The sequence below is a fragment of the Metapseudomonas otitidis genome (assembly GCF_011397855.1).
GTDB classification, from domain to species: domain Bacteria; phylum Pseudomonadota; class Gammaproteobacteria; order Pseudomonadales; family Pseudomonadaceae; genus Metapseudomonas; species Metapseudomonas otitidis.
The window spans coordinates 5,617,466-5,636,271 of record NZ_AP022642.1; the positions used below are offsets into that span (position 1 = coordinate 5,617,466).

General features: G+C 70.1%; 19 protein-coding genes. 17 read left to right on the top strand and 2 right to left on the bottom strand.

The genetic code is table 11. The features are described from left to right. Positions 1-328 precede the first annotated feature (328 nt). The 17 genes from PotMrB4_RS26005 (at position 329) to PotMrB4_RS26085 (ending at position 15,588) form a co-directional block, all read left to right on the top strand. Positions 329-1,069 (top strand): glycosyltransferase family 2 protein, encoded by a 741-nt coding sequence (locus PotMrB4_RS26005; protein ID WP_074974120.1) that lies wholly within the window; start codon positions 329-331, stop codon positions 1,067-1,069. Next, positions 1,066-1,998, top strand: coding sequence for an LpxL/LpxP family acyltransferase (locus PotMrB4_RS26010; RefSeq protein WP_044406796.1), 933 nt, complete (start codon positions 1,066-1,068; stop codon positions 1,996-1,998). Before PotMrB4_RS26005 ends, PotMrB4_RS26010 begins: the two co-directional genes overlap by 4 nt. Continuing rightward, a complete protein-coding gene (locus PotMrB4_RS26015) occupies positions 1,979-3,520 on the top strand; it encodes an HAL/PAL/TAL family ammonia-lyase (RefSeq protein WP_172434844.1) in 1,542 nt (513 codons plus the stop codon). The genes PotMrB4_RS26010 and PotMrB4_RS26015 overlap by 20 nt, the downstream gene beginning before the upstream one ends. Beyond that, complete coding sequence (locus PotMrB4_RS26020) at positions 3,513-3,938, top strand: acyl-CoA thioesterase (protein WP_044406790.1); 426 nt, start codon at positions 3,513-3,515, stop codon at positions 3,936-3,938. Before PotMrB4_RS26015 ends, PotMrB4_RS26020 begins: the two co-directional genes overlap by 8 nt. Beyond that, positions 3,935-4,543, top strand: a complete 609-nt coding sequence (locus PotMrB4_RS26025) for an outer membrane lipoprotein carrier protein LolA (RefSeq protein ID WP_074974123.1) — start codon at positions 3,935-3,937, stop codon at positions 4,541-4,543. The genes PotMrB4_RS26020 and PotMrB4_RS26025 overlap by 4 nt, the downstream gene beginning before the upstream one ends. Beyond that, entirely contained in the window at positions 4,533-6,863 is a 2,331-nt protein-coding gene (locus PotMrB4_RS26030; RefSeq protein WP_172434845.1) for an MMPL family transporter, read from the top strand. The genes PotMrB4_RS26025 and PotMrB4_RS26030 overlap by 11 nt, the downstream gene beginning before the upstream one ends. After that, positions 6,860-8,017, top strand: coding sequence for a cation:proton antiporter (locus PotMrB4_RS26035; RefSeq protein ID WP_107330495.1), 1,158 nt, complete (start codon positions 6,860-6,862; stop codon positions 8,015-8,017). The genes PotMrB4_RS26030 and PotMrB4_RS26035 overlap by 4 nt, the downstream gene beginning before the upstream one ends. Then, entirely contained in the window at positions 8,004-9,245 is a 1,242-nt protein-coding gene (locus PotMrB4_RS26040; protein ID WP_160481835.1) for an NAD(P)/FAD-dependent oxidoreductase, read from the top strand. Before PotMrB4_RS26035 ends, PotMrB4_RS26040 begins: the two co-directional genes overlap by 14 nt. A 4-nt stretch (positions 9,246-9,249) precedes the next feature. Beyond that, entirely contained in the window at positions 9,250-9,984 is a 735-nt protein-coding gene (locus tag PotMrB4_RS26045; RefSeq protein ID WP_394354011.1) for a class I SAM-dependent methyltransferase, read from the top strand. Then, positions 9,981-10,478, top strand: coding sequence for a hypothetical protein (locus tag PotMrB4_RS26050; RefSeq protein WP_172434846.1), 498 nt, complete (start codon positions 9,981-9,983; stop codon positions 10,476-10,478). Before PotMrB4_RS26045 ends, PotMrB4_RS26050 begins: the two co-directional genes overlap by 4 nt. Further along, entirely contained in the window at positions 10,475-11,662 is a 1,188-nt protein-coding gene (locus tag PotMrB4_RS26055) for a beta-ketoacyl-[acyl-carrier-protein] synthase family protein (protein ID WP_172434847.1), read from the top strand. Before PotMrB4_RS26050 ends, PotMrB4_RS26055 begins: the two co-directional genes overlap by 4 nt. Continuing rightward, positions 11,659-12,108, top strand: coding sequence for an ApeP family dehydratase (locus PotMrB4_RS26060; protein ID WP_160481833.1), 450 nt, complete (start codon positions 11,659-11,661; stop codon positions 12,106-12,108). The genes PotMrB4_RS26055 and PotMrB4_RS26060 overlap by 4 nt, the downstream gene beginning before the upstream one ends. Further along, positions 12,105-12,833: a 3-oxoacyl-ACP reductase FabG gene (fabG, locus tag PotMrB4_RS26065; RefSeq protein WP_172434848.1), complete on the top strand. Its 729-nt coding sequence runs from the start codon at positions 12,105-12,107 to the stop codon at positions 12,831-12,833. The genes PotMrB4_RS26060 and fabG overlap by 4 nt, the downstream gene beginning before the upstream one ends. Next, positions 12,833-14,059 (top strand): beta-ketoacyl-ACP synthase, encoded by a 1,227-nt coding sequence (locus tag PotMrB4_RS26070; RefSeq protein WP_044406764.1) that lies wholly within the window; start codon positions 12,833-12,835, stop codon positions 14,057-14,059. The genes fabG and PotMrB4_RS26070 overlap by 1 nt, the downstream gene beginning before the upstream one ends. A gap of 14 nt (positions 14,060-14,073) precedes the next feature. Continuing rightward, complete coding sequence (locus tag PotMrB4_RS26075; protein WP_044406761.1) at positions 14,074-14,481, top strand: hypothetical protein; 408 nt, start codon at positions 14,074-14,076, stop codon at positions 14,479-14,481. Positions 14,482-14,507: 26 nt separating this feature from the next. Continuing rightward, positions 14,508-14,954 carry an excinuclease gene (locus tag PotMrB4_RS26080; protein ID WP_044406758.1) on the top strand — a complete coding sequence of 149 codons (447 nt, stop codon included), beginning with the start codon at positions 14,508-14,510 and terminating at the stop codon, positions 14,952-14,954. A 208-nt stretch (positions 14,955-15,162) separates the two neighbouring features. Beyond that, a complete protein-coding gene (locus PotMrB4_RS26085) occupies positions 15,163-15,588 on the top strand; it encodes a hypothetical protein (protein ID WP_044406755.1) in 426 nt (141 codons plus the stop codon). Positions 15,589-15,992: 404 nt separating this feature from the next. Here PotMrB4_RS26085 and hemE read toward each other — a convergent pair whose 3' ends face one another. Next, complete coding sequence (gene hemE, locus PotMrB4_RS26090) at positions 15,993-17,060, bottom strand: uroporphyrinogen decarboxylase (protein WP_044406752.1); 1,068 nt, start codon at positions 17,058-17,060, stop codon at positions 15,993-15,995. Between the two features lie 237 nt (positions 17,061-17,297). Then, positions 17,298-18,716 carry an FAD-dependent oxidoreductase gene (locus PotMrB4_RS26095; RefSeq protein WP_074973707.1) on the bottom strand — a complete coding sequence of 473 codons (1,419 nt, stop codon included), beginning with the start codon at positions 18,714-18,716 and terminating at the stop codon, positions 17,298-17,300. Positions 18,717-18,806: the final 90 nt, after the last annotated feature.

Below are 18,806 nucleotides of genomic sequence, written 5' to 3' on the forward strand. Positions count from 1 at the left end.
CCAGCTCAGCCGGTGGGGCGGGGACAACGCCCCTTCAGGAGGCCGAGCGGAATCGTTGCAGAGGGAGTCGAGCGGCATGGATGCCGCGAGAGGCGCGATCTGGCCAGGGATGGCCTGTCGTGCCGGGCTCCCGGCGCAACGATGGGAGCGAGGGCACCCCGGCGCAGCCGGGGCCGGATGCAGGGGCAAGCCCTTTTGGTCCCTTTTGGGTGGTTCGGCACCCCGACGACTGCCAAAAGGGACTCGCCCGGCAAGGCGAAACAGAAACTCGACGCACACTCGCCCACGAACCGGGCGCTGAACCCAACCCGCACCACCCGATGCCGACATGAACCCGTTCAAGCCCTGCGCCGTCATCCCCGTCTACAACCACGAGCACGCCCTGCCCCTGGTGGTCGACGCCCTGCGCCAGCACGGCCTGCCCTGCGTACTGGTGGACGACGCCTCCAGCCCCGCCTGCGCCCAGGTGATGGACCAGCTGGCCACCCAGCCCGACGTCCACCTGGTGCGCCTGGCCGTCAACCAGGGCAAGGGCGGCGCCGTCATGGCCGGCCTGCGCGAAGCCGGCCGGCTGGGCTTCTCCCACGCCCTGCAGGTGGACGCCGACGGCCAGCACGACCTCGCCGACGTGCAGCGCTTCCTCGCCGCCGCCCAGGCCCGCCCGGGCGAGCTGATCTGCGGCTACCCGCAGTACGACGAAAGCGTGCCCAAGAGCCGCCTCTACGCCCGCTACCTGACCCATGTGTGGGTGTGGATCAACAGCCTCTCGCTGTCGATCCGCGACGGCATGTGCGGCTTCCGCGTCTACCCCCTGGCCCCGACCTTGGCACTCACCGAGACCACCCGCCTCGGCAAGCGCATGGACTTCGACCCGGAGGTCCTCGTGCGCCTGGCCTGGCGCAACCAGCCCATGCACTGGCTGCCGACCAAGGTGCATTACCCGCTGGACGGGCTCTCGCACTTCCGCCTGTTCCACGACAACGCGCTGATCTCGAAGATGCACGCCAAGCTGTTCTTCGGCATGTTGCTGCGCGCGCCACTGATCCTCTGGCGCAGGTGCCGGGGATGAGCCGCGAGCACTGGGCCGACCAGCGCGAGCGCGGCAGCTTCCTGCTGATGAAGTTCACCGCGCTGATCGCGCGGCGCCTCGGGCGGCGGGTGCTCAGCCCGCTGCTGCACCTGATCGTCCTGTACTTCTTCCTCTTCGGCGGCAAGGCCCGCCGCGCGGCGCGCTACTACCAGCAGCGCCTGGCCGACTGGAGCGGCCGCCCGGAGCTGGCGCCCAGCCTCGGCTCGGTGTTCGCCCAGTTCATGGCCTTCGCCGATGCCCTCCTGGACAAGCTGGACATCTGGGGCGGGCGCATCGGCCTGGACCAGGTGGACCTGCACGACCCCAGCGGCCTGCACCAGCACATGCGCAGCACACGCGGGCAGATGCTGGTGGGCGCCCACCTGGGCAACCTGGAGGTGTGCCGCGCGCTGGCCGAGCTGAGCGAGCAGGTGACCATGAACGTGCTGGTGCATACCCGCCATGCCGAACAGTTCAACCGCCTGCTGGGCGAAGCCGGGGCCACGCACCTGCGGCTGATCCAGGTCAGCGAGCTGGACCCGGCGGTCATGCTCCAATTGAGCGAACGCCTGGAGCGCGGCGAGTGGCTGGCGATTGCCGGCGACCGCGTGCCGCTGCACGGCGGTCGCAACGTCCGGGTCGACTTCCTCGGTCGCCCCGCCGCCTTCCCCCAGGGGCCCTGGCTGCTGGCCGGGCTGCTCAAGTGCCCGCTCAACCTGATGACCTGCCTGAAGATCGGCGGGCGCTACCAGGTCCACCTCGAACCCTTCGCCGAGCAGGTGCAGTGGCGCCGGGGCGAGCGTGACGCGGTGATCGAGGCCTGGGTGGCCCGCTATGCCCAACGCCTGGGCGAGCTGTGCCTGCTGGCACCGCTGCAATGGTTCAACTTCTATCCGTTCTGGAACGAACATGACGACACAACAGCCTGAACCGGTGGTGTTCGGCGAACAGCCGCTGTCCATCGAGCACGTCGTGGCCCTGTCCCAGCGCCGCGCCCCCGCCCTGCTGCAGGGCGACGCCGCCTGGCGCGAGCGCATCGCCAAGGGCGCGCGCTTCCTCGACACCCTGCTGGACAAGGAAGGCGTGATCTACGGCGTCACCACCGGCTACGGCGACTCCTGCGTGGTGGCCGTGCCGCTGGAGCAGGTGGAAGCCCTGCCACGCCACCTGTTCACCTTCCACGGCTGCGGCCTGGGCAAGGTGCTGGACGAGGCCGCCACCCGCGCGGTGCTGGCGGCGCGCCTGCAGTCGCTGTGCCACGGGGTTTCCGGCGTGCGCGTGGAGCTGCTGGAGCGCCTGCAGGCGTTCCTCGAACACGACGTGCTGCCGGTGATCCCGGAGGAAGGCTCGGTGGGCGCCAGCGGCGACCTCACCCCGCTGTCCTACGTGGCCGCCACCCTCTCCGGCCAGCGCGAGGTGGTCTACCAGGGCCAGCGCCGCAGCGCCGCCGAGGTGCACGCCGAGCTGGGCTGGGAGCCCCTGGTGCTGCGCCCCAAGGAAGCCCTGGCGCTGATGAACGGCACCGCCGTGATGACCGCCCTGGCCTGCCTGGCCTACGCCCGTGCCGACTACCTGCTGCATCTGGCCACCCGCATCACCGCGCTCAACGTGGTGGCGCTGGAGGGCAACCCCGAGCACTTCGACGAACGCCTGTTCGCCGCCAAGCCGCACCCGGGGCAGATGCAGGTGGCCGCCTGGCTGCGCCAGGACCTGGCCATCGACGCGCCGACCGCACCGCTGCACCGCCTGCAGGACCGCTACTCGCTGCGCTGCGCGCCCCATGTGCTGGGCGTGCTGGCCGACAGCCTGGGCCTGCTGCGGCAGTTCATCGAAACCGAGCTGAACAGCGCCAACGACAACCCGCTGATCGACGCCGAGGCCGAGCGCGTGCTGCACGGCGGGCACTTCTACGGCGGCCACATCGCCTTCGCCATGGACAGCCTGAAGAACCTGGTGGGCAACGTCGCCGACCTGCTCGACCGCCAGCTCGCCCTGCTGGTGGACGTGCGCTACAACCACGGCCTGCCGAGCAACCTCTCCGGCGCCCCCCAGGCCACGGCGATGATCAACCACGGCTTCAAGGCCGTGCAGATCGGCGCCAGCGCCTGGACCGCCGAGGCGCTGAAGAACACGCTGCCGGCCAGCGTCTTCTCGCGCTCCACCGAATGCCACAACCAGGACAAGGTGAGCATGGGCACCATCGCCGCCCGCGACGCCCTGCGCAGCCTGGAGCTGACCGAGCAGGTGGCCGCCGCCACCCTGCTGGCCGCCAACCAGGGCGTGTGGCTGCGCCAGCGCGCCGGCGAGCGTGACCTGCCCGCGCCCCTGGCCGCCATGCATCGCCAACTGGCCGGGGACTTCCCGCCGGTGATCGAGGACCGCGCCCTGGAAGGCGAGCTGCGCCTGTGCCTGGAGCGCATCCGCGCCCGCCACTGGAGGCTCTATGCGTAGCGCCGGGGTGATCCAGGCCGAGGTGGAGATCCTCGTGCCGTTCTTCGACGTGGACATGATGGAAGTGGTCTGGCACGGCCACTACGTGAAGTACCTGGAGGTGGCCCGCTGCGCCCTGCTGGACCGCATCGGCCACAACTACGGGCACATGCGCGACGCCGGCTACGCCTGGCCGATCATCGACCTGCAGCTGCGCTACGTGCGCGGCGCGCGCTTCGGCCAGCGCATCCGCGTGCGGGCGGACCTGGTGGAGTGGGAGAACCGCCTGAAGATCAACTACCTGATCACCGACGCCGAGACCGGCGAACGCATGACCCGCGCCAGCAGCGTGCAGGTGGCGGTGGAGATCGCCAGCCGCGAGATGCAGCTGGCATCGCCCAAGGTGTTCACCGATGCCGTGGAGCGCGCCCTGCCATGATCCGCGCGCCCTGGCTGCGGGCCCTGCTGCTGGTGCCGGCGCTGCTGGCCAGCGGCCTTGCCCAGGCCTTCGACCTCGACCAGCTGGCCCAGCGCCTCGCCGCCCCGGCGGTGGTGCGCGGGCCCTTCGTGCAGGAGAAGCACCTGCGCGCCCTGCCGCAGCCCCTGACCAGCACCGGCCAGTTCACCCTGGCCCGCGAAGGCGGCCTGCTCTGGCGCCTGGAAAAGCCCCTGCGCCAGGACTACCGCATCAGCGACCAGGGCATCGCCCGGCGCGTGGACGGCCAGTGGCAGGCCCAGCCCGGCCAGGACGTCGCCGCCCAGCAGAGCCGGCTGTTCCTCGCCGTGCTCAAGGGCGACCGCAGCGGCCTGGAGCGTGACTTCGCGCTGACGCTGGAAGGCGACAGCCAGCACTGGACCCTGCACCTGGCGCCGCGCGCCCTGCTGCTGCAACAGATCTTCAGCGCCATCCGCATCGAAGGGGGCGCCCTGGTGGAGCGCATCGAGCTGGTGGAAACCCAGGGCGACCGCACCCTGCTGCGCCTGCCGGCCAGCCAGGCCGCCGACACCCTGACCGCCGACGAGGCCGCCGACCTTGCGCGCTGAGCGCCTGCTGCCGCGCCTGTTCCTGCTGGCCCTGGCGGGCCTGCTGGCGCTGGCCGCCTGGCAGTGGCGCAACGGCCCGCCGGTGGCCGCCGACATGCTCGCGCTGCTGCCCCAGGGCGCCGGTGATGCCCTGGTGCGCCAGGCCGAACAGCGCATGCAGGAGCCGCTCAACCGCGAAGTCCTGCTGCTGGTGGGCCACCCCGACGCGGCGCGCGCCATCGACCTGGCCCGGCGCCTGGGCCAGGGCTGGCAGAACGACCCACACATCGAGCGCGCCCAGTGGAGCCTGGAGGCCGACCTGCCGGCCGTGCGCCGGCAACTGCTGGACAGCCGCCTGGCGCTGCTCGGTGCGGCGGACCGCACGCGCCTGGAACAGCAACCGGAGGCCTTCGTCGCCGCCCGCGCCGAACGCCTCTTCGACCCCTTCGCCAGCACCGGCCTGGTGAGCACCGAGGACGACTGGCTGGGCCTGGCCGGCCTCGGCCAGCAGGCCCTGGTGCCCGCCGGGCGGGTGCGGGCCGACCTGGCCAGCGGCGCGCTGCTGGTGAAGGACGGCGACACCACCTGGGCGCTGCTGCGGCTGCGCACCCGTGACGGCGCCTTCGACATGCAGACCCCGCCCTGGCTGGCCGGGCAGGTGGCCCAGGCCCGCCAGCAGGTGGAAGCCGACGGTGGCCGGTTGCTGGCCGCCAGCGGGCTGCTGCACGCGGCCGCCGGCCAGGCCAAGGCCAGCCGCGAGATCGCGCTGATCGGCGGCGGCGCCAGCCTCGGCACCCTGCTGCTGATGCTGGTGGTGTTCCGCCGCCCGCGCACCCTGCTCAGCCTGCTGCCGGTGGCCCTGGCCCTGGGCGCCGGCTGCACCGCCTGCGTGCTGGTGTTCGGCGAGATCAACGCGCTGACCCTGGTGCTCGGCGCCAGCCTCACCGGGGTCGCCGCCGACTACCCGCTGCACTACCTCAGCAAGGGCTGGAGCGACCCACGCTGGCGTGCCTGGGATGCGGTGCGCGCCACCCTGCCCGGCCTCAGCCTGAGCCTGGGCACCAACCTGGTGGGCTACCTGGCCCTGGCCTTCACCCCCTTCCCGGCGCTGACCCAGATCGCGGTGTTCTCCGCCGCCGGGCTGGTGGCCGCCTACCTCTGCTCGGTGTGCCTGCTGCCGGCCCTGCTCGGCGGCCTGCGCCTGGCCCCGCCGACGGCGCCGCTGCGCCTGGCCGAGGGCCTGCTGGCCCGCCGCACGGCACTGCTGGCGCGCACCGGCAGCCTGCCCTGGCTGCTGGCCCTGCTGGCCTTCTGCGCCGCCGGGGTGTGGCAGGTGCGCCCGCAGAACGACCTGCGCCAGTGGCTCGGCGCCGAGCCGCAGCTGCTGGACGAAGCCCGCGAGATCGCCCGCCTCACCGGCCTGCAGCCCACCAGCCAGTTCTTCCTGGTGCGCGCCGCCGACGAGGCCCAGTTGCTGGAACGCCAGGCCGCCCTCAGCGAGCGCCTGGACCGGGCGGTGGCCGACGGCCAGCTGCAGGGCTACCGCGCCCTCAGCCAGCTGGCGGCACCGCCCAGCCGCCTGGCGGCGCTGCACCAGGCCCTGGAGGCCCTGCCCGCCCATTGGCAGCCGCTGCTGGACCTGGGCCTGCCGCTGGACGCCCTGGAGGCCGAACGCGCGCGCCTGCTGAACACCCCGCCGCTGTCCCTGGAGGCGGCCCTGGCAGGCCCCCTGGGCGAGGCCTGGCGGCCGCTCTGGCTGGGGCGCGATGCCCAGGGCCGGGTGGCCGGCATCGTCAGCCTGCAAGGCGCGGCCTCCCCGGCGCTGCTGGAGCAGGCCGCGGCCGGGCTGGAGGGCGTGCAGGCGGTGGACCGCATCGGTGAGCTGAACCGGCTGTTCGCCGCCACCCAGGTCAGCGCGGCCGAGCTGAAACTGGCCTCCTGTGCGGTGATCCTGCTGTTGCTGTGCCTGCCCTTCGGCCTCGGCGGCGCGCTGCGGGTGGTGGCGCTGCCGCTGCTGGCGGCGCTGGCGTCCCTGGCCTGCCTCGGCTGGCTGGGCCAGCCGCTGACGCTGTTCAGCCTGTTCGGGCTGCTGCTGGTGACGGCCATAGGCGTGGACTACGCGATTCTCATGCGCGAGGCGGTGGGCGGTGCGGCGGTGAGCCTGCTGGGCACGCTGCTGTCGGGCCTGACCAGCTGGCTGTCGTTCGGCCTGCTGCTGCTGAGCCAGACCCCGGCCATCGCCAATTTCGGCCTGACCATCAGCCTCGGGCTGTTCTTCTGCTTCCTGCTGGCGCCCTGGGCGCAGGCGGACGTGCCCCACGGCAAGGAGCTGCCGGCATGACCCTGGTGCTGTTCTGGATCGGCCTGCTGGGGCTGTTCGCCCTGTTCACCCGGGTGGGTCGCCTGCTGGGGCTGATCCCCATCGTCAGCCAGCTGCTGCTGGCCAGCTTCGGCCTGCCCCTGGTGATGCTCTGGCTGGCCGCGCCGGTGGGCCTGGACAACGCCCAGGTGCTCACCGCGCCCTGGCTCAAGCCGCTGTACGGGGTGGCCTTCACCCTGCTGCTGGGGCACATCCTCAGCGATGTGATCGACCTGCGCCTGGAGGCGGCCAGCGTGAAGATCGCGCTGCCGAGCTTCTTCGTGCCGTTCTTCTGCGGCCTGGCCTGCGCCACCTGGCTGTTGCCGGCGGCGAGCCTGCTGTCGAACGTGGCGGTGGGGCTGCTGTTCGCCCTCACCGCGATCCCGGTGCTGTTCCTCTACCTGCGCCACCTGGGCTACCCGGAGCCGACCATCCGCCGCCTGCTGCAGGCGGCGATCCTGATGGACCTGATGTGCTGGTGCCTGTTCGGCCTGGCCCAGGGCAGCGCCGCGCCCACCACCCTGCTCTGGCCGCTGCTGGCCGCGCTGCTGCCGCTGGCGCTGTATCTGGTGCGGGTGCGCGCGCCGCTGGTCTACAGCCTGGCCTTCTTCGCCCTGCTGCTGACCCTGCAACAGCTCAAGCTCAATGCCCTGGTGTTCGGCATCGCCTACCTGCTGGTGATGGCGGCGCTGCGCGTGCCCTTCCGCCTGCCGCTGCCGGTGGCGGTGTTCCACGCCCTGCAGGTGTGGCTGGCGGTGCCGCTGATCCTCGCCTACGGCCTGCTGCAGATCGACTGGCACACGGCCTGGCAGGGCTATTCCTGGGTGCAGTTCAGTGCGCTGCTGGTGCTGCCGGTGCTGAGCAAGCTGGCGGGCAACTGGCTGGGGCTGTCCTGGGCCGAGGGCCGCCTGGCCGCGAGCCCGGCGAAATGGCGCCAGAGCGTGCTGCTCAATACCCGCGGGCTGACCGAGATCGTCTTCCTCAACCTCCTGTTCCAGCAGCAGATCATCAGCGCGCAGCTGTACTTCGCGCTGATGCTGATGGGACTGATCGCCACCCTGTTGCCGGCCCTGACCCAACGCGCCCGGGCCGTTCCCTCTACCGTTTCGGAAAGGAGTCCCCATGAAGTCCATTGAAGTCCAGCAACGCCAGGTGGTGGTGATCGGTGCCGGCCCCTCCGGCGCCATCGCCGCCGCCCTGCTCAAGCGCAAGGGCCACGACGTGCTGATCCTCGAGCGCCAGCGCTTCCCGCGCTTCTCCATCGGCGAGAGCCTGCTGTCCCACTGCCTGGACTTCGTCGAGGAAGCGGGGATGCTCGACGCGGTCATGGCCGCCGGCTTCCAGGTCAAGCACGGCGCGGCCTTCGCCTGGGGCGAGCGCTACACCGACTTCGACTTCCGGGAGAAATTCACCCCCGGCAAGGGCAGCACCTTCCAGGTGCAGCGGGCGCCCTTCGACCAGTTGCTGGCCGATGAGGCGGCACGCCAGGGCGTGGAGATCCGCTACGAGGAGGAGATCATCGCCGCCGACTTCTCCAGCGACTGCCCGCGCCTGACGGTGCAGCGCCTGGACGGCAGCCAGTACCAGGTGGAAACCGCCTTCGTGCTCGACGGCAGCGGCTACGGCCGGGTGCTGCCGCGTCTGCTGGACCTGGAGGCGCCGTCCAGCTTCCCGGTGCGCCAGGCGGTGTTCACCCACATCGAGGACCGCATCGACGACCCGGCCTTCGACCGCGAGAAGATCCTCATCACCATCCACCCCGAGTACCGCGACGTGTGGTTCTGGCTGATCCCCTTCAGCAACGGCCGCTGCTCCCTGGGCGTGGTGGGTGAAAGCAGCCACTACGCCAACCGCCCGGAGGACCTGGACGCCTGCCTGAAGGCCTTCGTCGCCGAGACGCCGAACCTGCGCCGCCTGCTGGCCAATGCCGTGTGGGACACCCCGGCCCGCGCGCTGGGCGGCTACTCGGCCAACGTGAAGACCCTGCACGGCCCGGGCTTCGCCCTGCTGGGCAACGCCGCCGAGTTCCTCGACCCGGTGTTCTCCTCCGGCGTGACCATCGCCATGCGCTCGTCGAGCATGGCGGCGAACCTGCTGGACCGTCAGTTGAACGGCGAGCCGGTGGACTGGGAAAGCGACTTCGCCACGCCGCTGAAGAAGGGCGTGGACGCCTTCCGCGCCTATGTGGAGGGCTGGTACGAGGGCACCTTCCAGGACGTGATCTTCTACCAGGGCGGCTCGCCGGAGATCCGCGGGATGATCTGCTCGATCCTCGCCGGCTATGCCTGGGACACCCGCAACCCCTTCGTCGCCGAGCCCAAGCGCCGGCTGCGGATGATCAGCGAACTGTGCGCGGCGCAGTGAGGGCATGAGCATGCAGCGCGCCGCCGCCACCTACGTCGAGGAAACCCGCTTCGGCTTCTGGTTCCTGCAGAGCCACACCTGGGAGCACCACGTGCTGCGGGTGGCGATCAACGACCTCAAGGGCCTGTTCCACGCGCCGCTGCCGGAGGCGCCGGTGCTGCTGGACGCCGGCTGCGGCCAGGGCAAGTCCTTCCGCCTGCTGGCGGACGCCTTCGCGCCGTCGCGGATGATCGGCCTGGATGCCGACCCGCACAGCCTCGACTGCGCCCGCGCCGAAGCCGAGCGCCAGGGGCTGGCGGTGGAGCTGCTGGCCAGCGACTGCGCCGAACTGCAGCTGCCGGACGCCAGCGTGGACCTGCTGTTCTGCCACCAGACCTTCCACCACCTGGTGGAGCAGGAGCGCGCCCTGGCGGAGTTCTGGCGGGTGCTGAAGCCGGGCGGCTACCTGCTGTTCGCCGAGTCCACGCGCTACTACATCGACACCTGGGTGATCCGCTGGCTGTTCCGCCACCCGATGCACGTGCAGCGCACCGCCGCCGAGTACGAGGCGATGGTGCGCGGCCAGGGCTTCGTGTTCGAGCCGCGCAACGTCTCCTACCCGTACCTGTGGTGGAGCCGCTCCAGCGACTTCGGCCTGCTGGAGCGCTGGGGCCTGCGCACGCCGCCCCCGCCCGGGCAGCGCAACGAGACGCTGGTGAACCTGGTGGCCCGCAAGCCCCTGGAGGCACCGGCAGCATGACCTGGCGCGCGCTGACCCTGCTGGCCTTCCTGCTGCTGGCCGCCTGTGCCGGGACCACCCCGGTGCCGGCGCGCGTGCCGCCGCTGGAGCTGCCGCTGTCGCTGCACGTGGCCCGCGAGGCCCAGGGCGAGCAGCGCGACTGGCTGCTGGTGGTGCAGGACGAGGGCGGCGTGCTGCGCTGGTCGCTGTTCGATCCGCTGGGCGTGCCCCTGGCGCGCCAGCGCCTGGAGGCCGGCGCCTGGCACAACGACGGCCTGCTGCCGCCCAACCCCGAAGCCCGCGAGCTGTTCGCCGCGCTGCTCTACGCGCTGGTGCCTTCCGAGGCGCTGCCCCGCGTCTACGCCGGCATCCCACAGCAAGTGGGCGCCGACGGCAGCCGCGAGCTGGATGGCCGCTGGCGGGTGGCCTACCGCACGCCCCTGCAGTTCGACCTGCAACGCCGCGAAGGACCGCATTACCGCATCAGCCCGCTGACGGGCGAGGAGCCTCGATGACCGCATCCCTCAACGCACTGGGCCTGGTCTGTGCCCTGGGCCAGGGCAAGGCCGCCGTGGCCCGCCACCTCCTGGCCGGCGACACCGCCGGCATGCGCCCCCACGCCGACTGGGTGCCCGAGCGCACCCTGACCCTCGGCGCGGTGGACACCGAACTGCCGGCGCTGCCGGCCGAGCTGGCCGCCTGCGACAGCCGCAACAACCGCCTGCTGCTGGCCGCCGCTCTGGAGATCGAGCCGGAACTGCGCGCCGCCGTGGCCCGCCATGGCGCGGCACGGGTGGGCGTGGTGCTGGGCACCAGCACCTCGGGCATCCAGGAAGCCAGCCTGGGCATCGGTGAGCAGCTGCGCACCGGCGCCCTGCCGGCGGACTACCGCTACGCCCAGCAGGAGCTGGTGGCGCCGGCGGCCTTCCTGGCGGCCTGGCTGGGCAGCGCCGGGCCGGCCTACTGCATTTCCACCGCCTGCACCTCCAGCGCCCGGGCCCTGCTCAGCGCGCGCCGCCTGCTGCAGCTGGGGGTGTGCGATGCGGTGGTGTGCGGCGGGGTGGATTCGCTGTGCGGGCTGACCCTGAACGGCTTCGCCGCGCTGGAGGCGGTCTCCGACAGCCTGTGCAACCCGCTCTCGCGCAACCGCCGGGGCATCAACATCGGCGAGGGCGCGGCGCTGTTCCTGATGGAGCGCGACGCCGGCGGCATCGCCCTGCTGGGCGCGGGTGCCGGCTCCGATGCGCACCACATCTCCGCCCCCGAGCCCAGCGGCCTGGGGGCCCAGCGCGCGATGCGCCAGGCCCTGGCCGATGCCGGGCTGGAGCCGTCGGCGATCGACTACCTGAACCTGCACGGCACGGCCACCCAGCACAACGATGCGATGGAGAGCCTGGCCACCACGGCGGTGTTCCCCGAGGGCGTGCCGGCTTCGTCCACCAAGCCGCTGACCGGCCACACCCTGGGCGCCGCCGGGGCCCTGGAGGCAGCCTTCTGCTGGCTGGCCCTGAGCCCATGGAACCCGGAGCACCGCCTGCCACCCCACCGCTGGGACGGCGAGCCCGACCCCGAGCTGCCGGCCCTGCGCCTGGTGGACGCGGCCTCGCGCCTGCCCGCCCAGCGCCCGCGCCGCCTGATGAGCAACTCCTTCGCCTTCGGCGGCAGCAACATCAGCCTGATTCTCGGAGACGCGCCATGAGCGATTGGCCGATAGCCGAACTGGTCCCCCATGCCGGGGACATGATCCTGATCGACCAGGTCCTGCGCTTCGGCGATGAGGACGTGGAAACCCGCCTGACCGTGCGCCCGGGGTTGTTCACCCAGGACGACGGCAGCCTGCCGGCCTGGGTCGGCGTGGAACTGATGGCCCAGAGCATCGCCGCCTACGCCGGCTGCCAGGCCCGTCAGGCGGGACAACCGGTGGAGCTGGGCTTTCTGCTCGGCACCCGCCACTACCAATGCAACGTCGACCGCTTCCCGGCCGGCGTGGACCTGCACATCACCGCCACCCGCTCCCTGCAGGACGACAGCGGCATGGGCGTCTTCGAATGCCGCCTGACCGGGCCGGGCATCGAGGCCTTCGCCCGCCTCAACGTCTTCCGTCCGCCGCAGGTGGCGAGCTACCTGGAGGAACCCCAAGCATGACCGAGACCATCCTGGTCACCGGCTCCAGCCGCGGCATCGGCCGCGCCATCGCCCTGCGCCTGGCGCGCTCGGGCTACGACCTGGTGCTGCATTGCCGCTCGCGCCGCGACGAGGCCGAGGCGGTGAAGGCCGAGATCGAAGCCCTGGGCCGCAACGCCCGGGTGCTGCAGTTCGACGTCTCCGACCGCGCCGCCTGCCGCGAGCAGCTGGAGGCCGACGTGGAGGCCCACGGCGCCTACTACGGGGTGGTGTGCAACGCCGGCCTGACCCGCGACGGCGCCTTCCCGGCGCTGACCGACGAGGACTGGGACAGCGTGCTGCGCACCAACCTGGACGGCTTCTACAACGTGCTCCACCCGCTGAGCATGCCGATGATCCGTCGCCGCAAGCCGGGGCGCATCGTCTGCATCACCTCGGTGTCGGGGCTGGTGGGCAACCGTGGGCAGGTCAACTACAGCGCCTCCAAGGCCGGGGTGATCGGCGCGGCCAAGGCGCTGGCCATCGAGCTGGCCAAGCGCCACATCACGGTCAACTGCGTGGCGCCGGGGCTGATCGATACCGAGATCCTCGATGAGCGGGTGCCGGTGGAGGAGATCCTCAAGATGATTCCGGCCCAGCGCATGGGCACGCCGGAAGAAGTGGCCGGTGCGGTGAATTTCCTGATGTCCGAGGAGGCCGGCTACATCACCCGGCAGGTCCTCGCTGTGAACGGTGGGCTGTGCTGATGAAACGTGTAGTGGTCACCGGCATGGCCGGCATCACCTCCCTGGGCGACGACTGGGACAGTATCTGGAGCCATTTCACGGCCAACCGCAGCGGTATCCGCCGGATGGACGAGTGGGACCGCTTCGCCGAGCTGAACACCCGCCTGGCCGGGCCCATCGACGGCTTCACCACGCCGTCGCACTGGACCCGCAAGCAGATGCGCAGCATGGGGCGGGTCTCGAAGCTGTCGGTCTACGCCGCCGAGCGGGCCCTGGCGGACGCCGGGCTGGCGGGCGACGAGCGCATCCGTGACGGGCGCATGGGCGTGGCCTGCGGGTCGTCCACCGGCAGCACCGAGGAGATCAAGGCCTTCGGCAACATGCTGCTGAACTCGGTGGCCGACGGCCTCAACGCCAACTCCTACGTGCGCATGATGCCGCACACGGCGGCGGCCAATATCAGCATCTTCTTCGGCCTCAAGGGCCGGCTGATCCCCACCTCCAGCGCCTGCACCAGCGGCAGCCAGGGCATCGGCTACGCCTACGAGGCGATCAAGTTCGGCCGCCTGCCGATGATGCTGGCCGGCGGTGCGGAGGAACTCTGCCCCACCGAGGCGATGGTGTTCGATGCGCTCTACGCCACCAGCCTGAAGAACGATGCGCCGCACACCTCGCCGCGCCCCTACGACACCGGCCGCGACGGCCTGGTGATCGGCGAGGGCGCCGGCATCCTGGTGCTGGAGGAACTGGAGCATGCCCTGGCCCGTGGGGCGCGGATCCACGCCGAGATCGTCGGCTTCGGCTGCAACGCCGATGGCCAGCACACCACCAAGCCGGAGCAGGCGACGATGCGCGGGGCGATGGAGCTGGCCTTGCAGGACGCGGGCCTGCCGCCTTCGGCCATCGGCTACGTGAACGGCCACGGCACCGCCACCGAGCAGGGCGACGTGGCCGAGACCCTGGCCACCAGCAGCCTGTTCGGCGCGCAGATGCCCATCAGCTCGCAGAAGAGCTTCCTCGGCCACACGCTGGGTGCCTGCGGCGCGCTGGAGTCCTGGTTCAGCATCGAGATGATGAACCGCGACCAGTACATCCACACCCTCAACCTGGACGCGGTGGACCCGGCCTGCGGCGAGCTGGACTACCTGCGCGACGGCCCGCGCCAGATGAGCAACGAGTACGTGATGAACAACAACTTCGCCTTCGGCGGGGTCAACACCTCGTTGATCTTCCGTCGCTGGCGCTGACACGGAGCCCCACGATGCAAGGAACACGTCCCCTCGCCGTCCTCGCGCTGGCCCTGGCACTGGCCACCGGCTGCAGCACCCAGCGCCCGGTCCTGAACCCCCACGAGCCGGTGCCGCCGAGCCTGAACGTGAGCCAGTCGCAGATGCAGGCGGCCATCCTCGCGGCGCTGCAGGCCCGCGACTGGACGCCGACCCGCGTCACGCCGACCGAGATCAGCGCCAGCATCAATGTGCGCAACCGTCATCGCGCGGAGATCGCCATCGCCTACAGCCCCCTGGACTTCGACATCCAGTACCGCAACAGCAGCGGGCTGAACTACGAGAACGGCGAGATCCACCGCAACTACAACCGCTGGGTGAATAACCTCAGCAACACCATCCTGCGCGAGATCCAGACCCGCGCAGCGATCGCCGGACAATGACCCCAAAAGCCGTCAAGGAGACGACCATGCAACGCAAGACCTGGACCGCCGTAGCCCTGCTCACCGCCACCCTGCTGCCGGGCATCAGCCAAGCCCGCGATACGACGCACTTCCTCGACTTCAACTCCGTGGTCGCCGAGGCCGTGCAGGCCGGCCGCCTGGACGGCACCGTGAAGTTCTACCTGGCGGGCAACACCCCGGCGGGCCAGGTGACGGTGATCAACCCGAACGTGACCACCAGCCAGAAGACCAACGCCTTCAACAAGACCGACGAGGAAGCCTGCCGCTGGGCCCTGCAATCGGCGCTGATCCGACTGCAGAACGCGGCCAAGTCCGCCGGTGCCAACGCGGTGGTCGACATCGCCAGCAACTACAAGAACAAGGAGTACAAGGACAGCGCCAAGTACGAGTGCCACGCCGGTGCGCTGATGGCGGGCGTTGCCCTGAAGGGCAAGGTGGCCAACGTCAAGTAAGCCGCACTGCCGGGAAAAGAGGCCGCCTTGTGCGGCCTTTTTGCTTTCTGGCGGCGGCTGGTTCGGCCGCCCTTCAAGGGCCCGTCGATACACGCCTGATCCTCGGAAATTTCCTTCAAGGCCCTACGCCCGGGTGCCCCAGGACCCCGTGCTAGCCTCGCGGCCCCGCGCTTGCGGGTCTCCAAACTCCAACAAGAAGGAACAAGCCGTGCGTGTACGTTTTGCCATCGCCACCCTGGCCCTCGCCCTCACCACCGGTTGCGCCACCGGCCTGAACTCGGTGCAGAAGGCCGAGCTGGACCACTACGAAGCCCGCGGCATGGCGGTGCAGGAAAAGAACCCGGGCCTGGGCGCGGGTTTGGGCCTGCTGCCGGGCGGCGGGTCGTTCTACGGGCGGGAGTACGGCTTCGGGGTGGTCAACCTGCTGCTGTGGCCGCTGTCGATCCTCTGGGACCCGGTCAGCGGCTACGAGGCGTCGCGCTCCATCAACTACCAGGCCACCCGTACCCACATCGAACGGCAGCGCAAGAAGGCGCTGGACGAGCTGGACGCGAAACTGGCGGGCAATGAGATCGACCTGAAGGAATACACGCTGCAGCGGCGCCAGGTGGAGGAGCGCTACACGGCTTACTGATCCAACCCCAAGCTCAGTGCGCACTCTTTATGTCTGCCGCTCGGAAGGTGGGGCGGGGACAACGCCCCTTCAGAAGGCCGAACGCAGTCGTCGTGAAAGGGGTTGAGCGACATGGATGTCGCGAGAGCGCTGTCGGGCCAGGGATGGCCCGTCAGCGCGGCCCCTGGAGCGGCGACGAAGTGAGGGAACCCGACGTAGTCGGGCCGGATGCAGGGGCAAGTTTTTTGGTTCCTTTTCACCGGGCTGGCGATCCAGCGACTGGAAAAGGGACTCGCCCGGGAGGGCGAAACCAAAAACACCAGCAGAACTCGCTAACAAGCTGGGCACCCGACCTTGAGCCACGCCCGACAAAGACACGTCCATGAAAAAGGCCGCTGATGCGGCCTTTTTCATTGGGGTGGCGATCAGCCGTGGTACTGGGCCGACAGCTCGTGGACGGCTTCGAAGAAGGCGCCGGCGTGGGCCGGGTCCACTTCGGGGGTGATGCCGTGGCCGAGGTTGAAGACGTGGCCGGTGCCCTGGCCGTAGGCGGCGAGGATGCGGCTGACTTCGTTGCGGATGGCGGTGGGGCTGGCGTAGAGCACGGACGGGTCCATGTTGCCCTGCAGGGCGACCTTGCCGCCGACCCGGGCGCGGGCGCTGCCGATGTCGCAGGTCCAGTCAAGGCCGAGGGCTTCGGCGCCGGTGTCGGCCATGGACTCCAGCCACAGGCCGCCGCCCTTGGTGAAGAGGATGACGGGGATGCGGCGGCCTTCGTGCTCGCGGATCAGGCCGTCGACGATCTGCTTCATGTAGGCCAGGGAGAATTCCTGGTAGGCCGCTGCGGAGAGGGCGCCGCCCCAGGAGTCGAAGATCTGCACGGCCTGGGCGCCGGCGAGGATCTGGCCGTTGAGGTAGGTGGTGACCGAGCGGGCCAGCTTGTCCAGCAGGGCGTGCATGGCCTGCGGGTCGTTGTAGAGCATGGCCTTGGATTTGCGGAAGTCGCGGCTGGAGCCGCCTTCGACCATGTAGGTGGCGAGCGTCCAGGGGCTGCCGGAGAAGCCGATCAGCGGGACGCGGCCATCGAGTTCGCGACGGATGGTGCGCACGGCGTCCATGACGTAGCCCAGGTCTTCCTCGGCATCGGGGATGGGCAGGGCGTCGATGTCGGCGCGGGTGTTGATCACCTTGCGGAAGCGCGGGCCTTCGCCGGTCTCGAAGTACAGGCCCTGGCCCATGGCGTCGGGGATGGTGAGGATGTCGGAGAAGAGGATGGCCGCGTCCAGCTGCGGGTAGCGGTCCAGGGGCTGCAGGGTCACTTCGCAGGCCAGTTGCGGGTTCATGCACAGGCTCATGAAGTCACCAGCCTTGGCGCGGGTGGCGCGGTACTCGGGCAGGTAACGACCGGCCTGGCGCATCATCCAGACGGGGGTGACGTCGACGGGCTGCTTGAGCAGGGCGCGAAGGAAGCGGTCGTTCTTCAGAGCGGTCATGGCAGGTTCCCAGCAAAAAAGTGCCGGCATTTTCGCAAAGCCCAACGCAAAAGGCACGGCGGGTGCCATGCCTTTTGTCTTTCGCGACAGAATGTCGCGGCGAAGGGCTACAGACCGAGGGGCACATTAGAGTGGACCGCGCTTTATCGGTCCACCTTTCGTGTTCGCCGGCCACTCCGCCTGGTGGATGCCAAGAGCGGCATCCACCCTGCGCACTGGCGGCGTGTGGCTTGCCGCTTAAACGCCCAGGTAGTCGAGGATGCCTTCGGCGGCGGTGCGGCCCTCGAAGATCGCGGTGACCACCAGGTCGGAGCCGCGCACCATGTCGCCACCGGCGAAGACCTTGGGGTTGCTGGTCTGGTGCTTGTACTGCGCCTGGGCCGGGGCGACGACGCGTCCCTGGCTGTCGATGCGGATGTCGAACTGCTCGAACCACGGCGCCGGGCTGGGACGGAAGCCGAAGGCGATCAGAACGGCTTCGGCCGGGATGATCTCTTCGGAACCGGGGATCGGCTCGGGGCTGCGGCGGCCACGGGCGTCGGGCTCGCCGAGGCGGGTTTCGACGACCTTGACGCCTTCCACCTTGCCGTCGCCGACGATGGCGATGGGCTGGCGGTTGAAGAGGAACTTCACGCCCTCTTCCTTGGCGTTCTTCACCTCTTTGCGCGAGCCGGGCATGTTCTCTTCGTCACGGCGGTAGGCACAGGTGACGGCCTTGGCGCCCTGGCGGATGGAGGTGCGGTTGCAGTCCATGGCGGTGTCGCCGCCGCCGAGGACGACGACGCGCTTGCCCTTCATGTCGACGAAGTCCTCGGGGGACTTCTCGAAGCCGAGGTTGCGGTTGACGTTGGCGATGAGGAAGTCCAGGGCGTCATGCACGCCGGGCAGGTCTTCGCCGGGGAAGCCGCCCTTCATGTAGGTGTAGGTGCCCATGCCCATGAACACGGCATCGAACTCACCGAGCAGCTGCTCCATGGTGATGTCCTTGCCGACCTCGGTGTTGAGGCGGAACTCGATGCCCATGCCGGTGAAGACTTCGCGGCGACGGCTGAGGACGTGCTTCTCGAGCTTGAACTCGGGGATGCCGAAGGTCAGCAGGCCACCGATCTCGGGGTTCTTGTCGAACACCACGGGGGTCACGCCGTTGCGCACCAGGACGTCGGCACAGCCGAGGCCGGCCGGGCCGGCGCCGATGACGGCGACGCGCTTGCCGGTGGGCTTGACCTTGGACATGTCCGGGCGCCAGCCCATGGCGAAGGCGGTGTCGGTGATGTACTTCTCCACCGAGCCGATGGTGACCGCGCCGAAGCCGTCGTTGAGGGTGCAGGCCCCTTCGCAGAGACGGTCCTGCGGGCAGACGCGGCCGCAGACCTCGGGCAGGGTGTTGGTCTGGTGGGACAGTTCGGCGGCGGCGAGGATGTTGCCTTCGGAGACCAGCTTCAGCCAGTTGGGGATGAAGTTGTGGACCGGGCACTTCCATTCGCAATAGGGGTTGCCGCAGCCCAGGCAGCGGTGGGCCTGATCGGCCGCCTGCTGGGGCTTGAAGGTGTCGTAGATCTCGACGAATTCCTTTTTGCGCTGGCGCAGCAGTTTCTTCTTCGGATCCTTGCGCCCGACCTCGATGAACTGGAAGTCGTTGTTCAGACGTTCAGTCATTTGGAAAACCTCTTAACAGCAGCGGCACGTCAGGGCGGCACGCTGCAAGACTCATCACGGTTGGCCAGCGGGCCCGGCGTCGGTGACGCG

What these genes read in the sequence shown, in the direction of transcription:
- hemE (WP_044406752.1), bottom strand. Translation starts at nt 17,060, where the DNA reads ATGACCGCTCTGAAGAACGACCGCTTCCTTCGCGCCCTGCTCAAGCAG.
- PotMrB4_RS26040 (WP_160481835.1), top strand. Translation starts at nt 8,004, where the DNA reads ATGAAGTCCATTGAAGTCCAGCAACGCCAGGTGGTGGTGATCGGTGCC.
- PotMrB4_RS26095 (WP_074973707.1), bottom strand. Translation starts at nt 18,716, where the DNA reads ATGACTGAACGTCTGAACAACGACTTCCAGTTCATCGAGGTCGGGCGC.
- PotMrB4_RS26050 (WP_172434846.1), top strand. Translation starts at nt 9,981, where the DNA reads ATGACCTGGCGCGCGCTGACCCTGCTGGCCTTCCTGCTGCTGGCCGCC.
- PotMrB4_RS26045 (WP_394354011.1), top strand. Translation starts at nt 9,250, where the DNA reads ATGAGCATGCAGCGCGCCGCCGCCACCTACGTCGAGGAAACCCGCTTC.
- PotMrB4_RS26025 (WP_074974123.1), top strand. Translation starts at nt 3,935, where the DNA reads ATGATCCGCGCGCCCTGGCTGCGGGCCCTGCTGCTGGTGCCGGCGCTG.
- PotMrB4_RS26055 (WP_172434847.1), top strand. Translation starts at nt 10,475, where the DNA reads ATGACCGCATCCCTCAACGCACTGGGCCTGGTCTGTGCCCTGGGCCAG.
- PotMrB4_RS26005 (WP_074974120.1), top strand. Translation starts at nt 329, where the DNA reads ATGAACCCGTTCAAGCCCTGCGCCGTCATCCCCGTCTACAACCACGAG.
- PotMrB4_RS26020 (WP_044406790.1), top strand. Translation starts at nt 3,513, where the DNA reads ATGCGTAGCGCCGGGGTGATCCAGGCCGAGGTGGAGATCCTCGTGCCG.
- PotMrB4_RS26060 (WP_160481833.1), top strand. Translation starts at nt 11,659, where the DNA reads ATGAGCGATTGGCCGATAGCCGAACTGGTCCCCCATGCCGGGGACATG.
- PotMrB4_RS26010 (WP_044406796.1), top strand. Translation starts at nt 1,066, where the DNA reads ATGAGCCGCGAGCACTGGGCCGACCAGCGCGAGCGCGGCAGCTTCCTG.
- PotMrB4_RS26035 (WP_107330495.1), top strand. Translation starts at nt 6,860, where the DNA reads ATGACCCTGGTGCTGTTCTGGATCGGCCTGCTGGGGCTGTTCGCCCTG.
- fabG (WP_172434848.1), top strand. Translation starts at nt 12,105, where the DNA reads ATGACCGAGACCATCCTGGTCACCGGCTCCAGCCGCGGCATCGGCCGC.
- PotMrB4_RS26015 (WP_172434844.1), top strand. Translation starts at nt 1,979, where the DNA reads ATGACGACACAACAGCCTGAACCGGTGGTGTTCGGCGAACAGCCGCTG.
- PotMrB4_RS26070 (WP_044406764.1), top strand. Translation starts at nt 12,833, where the DNA reads ATGAAACGTGTAGTGGTCACCGGCATGGCCGGCATCACCTCCCTGGGC.
- PotMrB4_RS26075 (WP_044406761.1), top strand. Translation starts at nt 14,074, where the DNA reads ATGCAAGGAACACGTCCCCTCGCCGTCCTCGCGCTGGCCCTGGCACTG.
- PotMrB4_RS26080 (WP_044406758.1), top strand. Translation starts at nt 14,508, where the DNA reads ATGCAACGCAAGACCTGGACCGCCGTAGCCCTGCTCACCGCCACCCTG.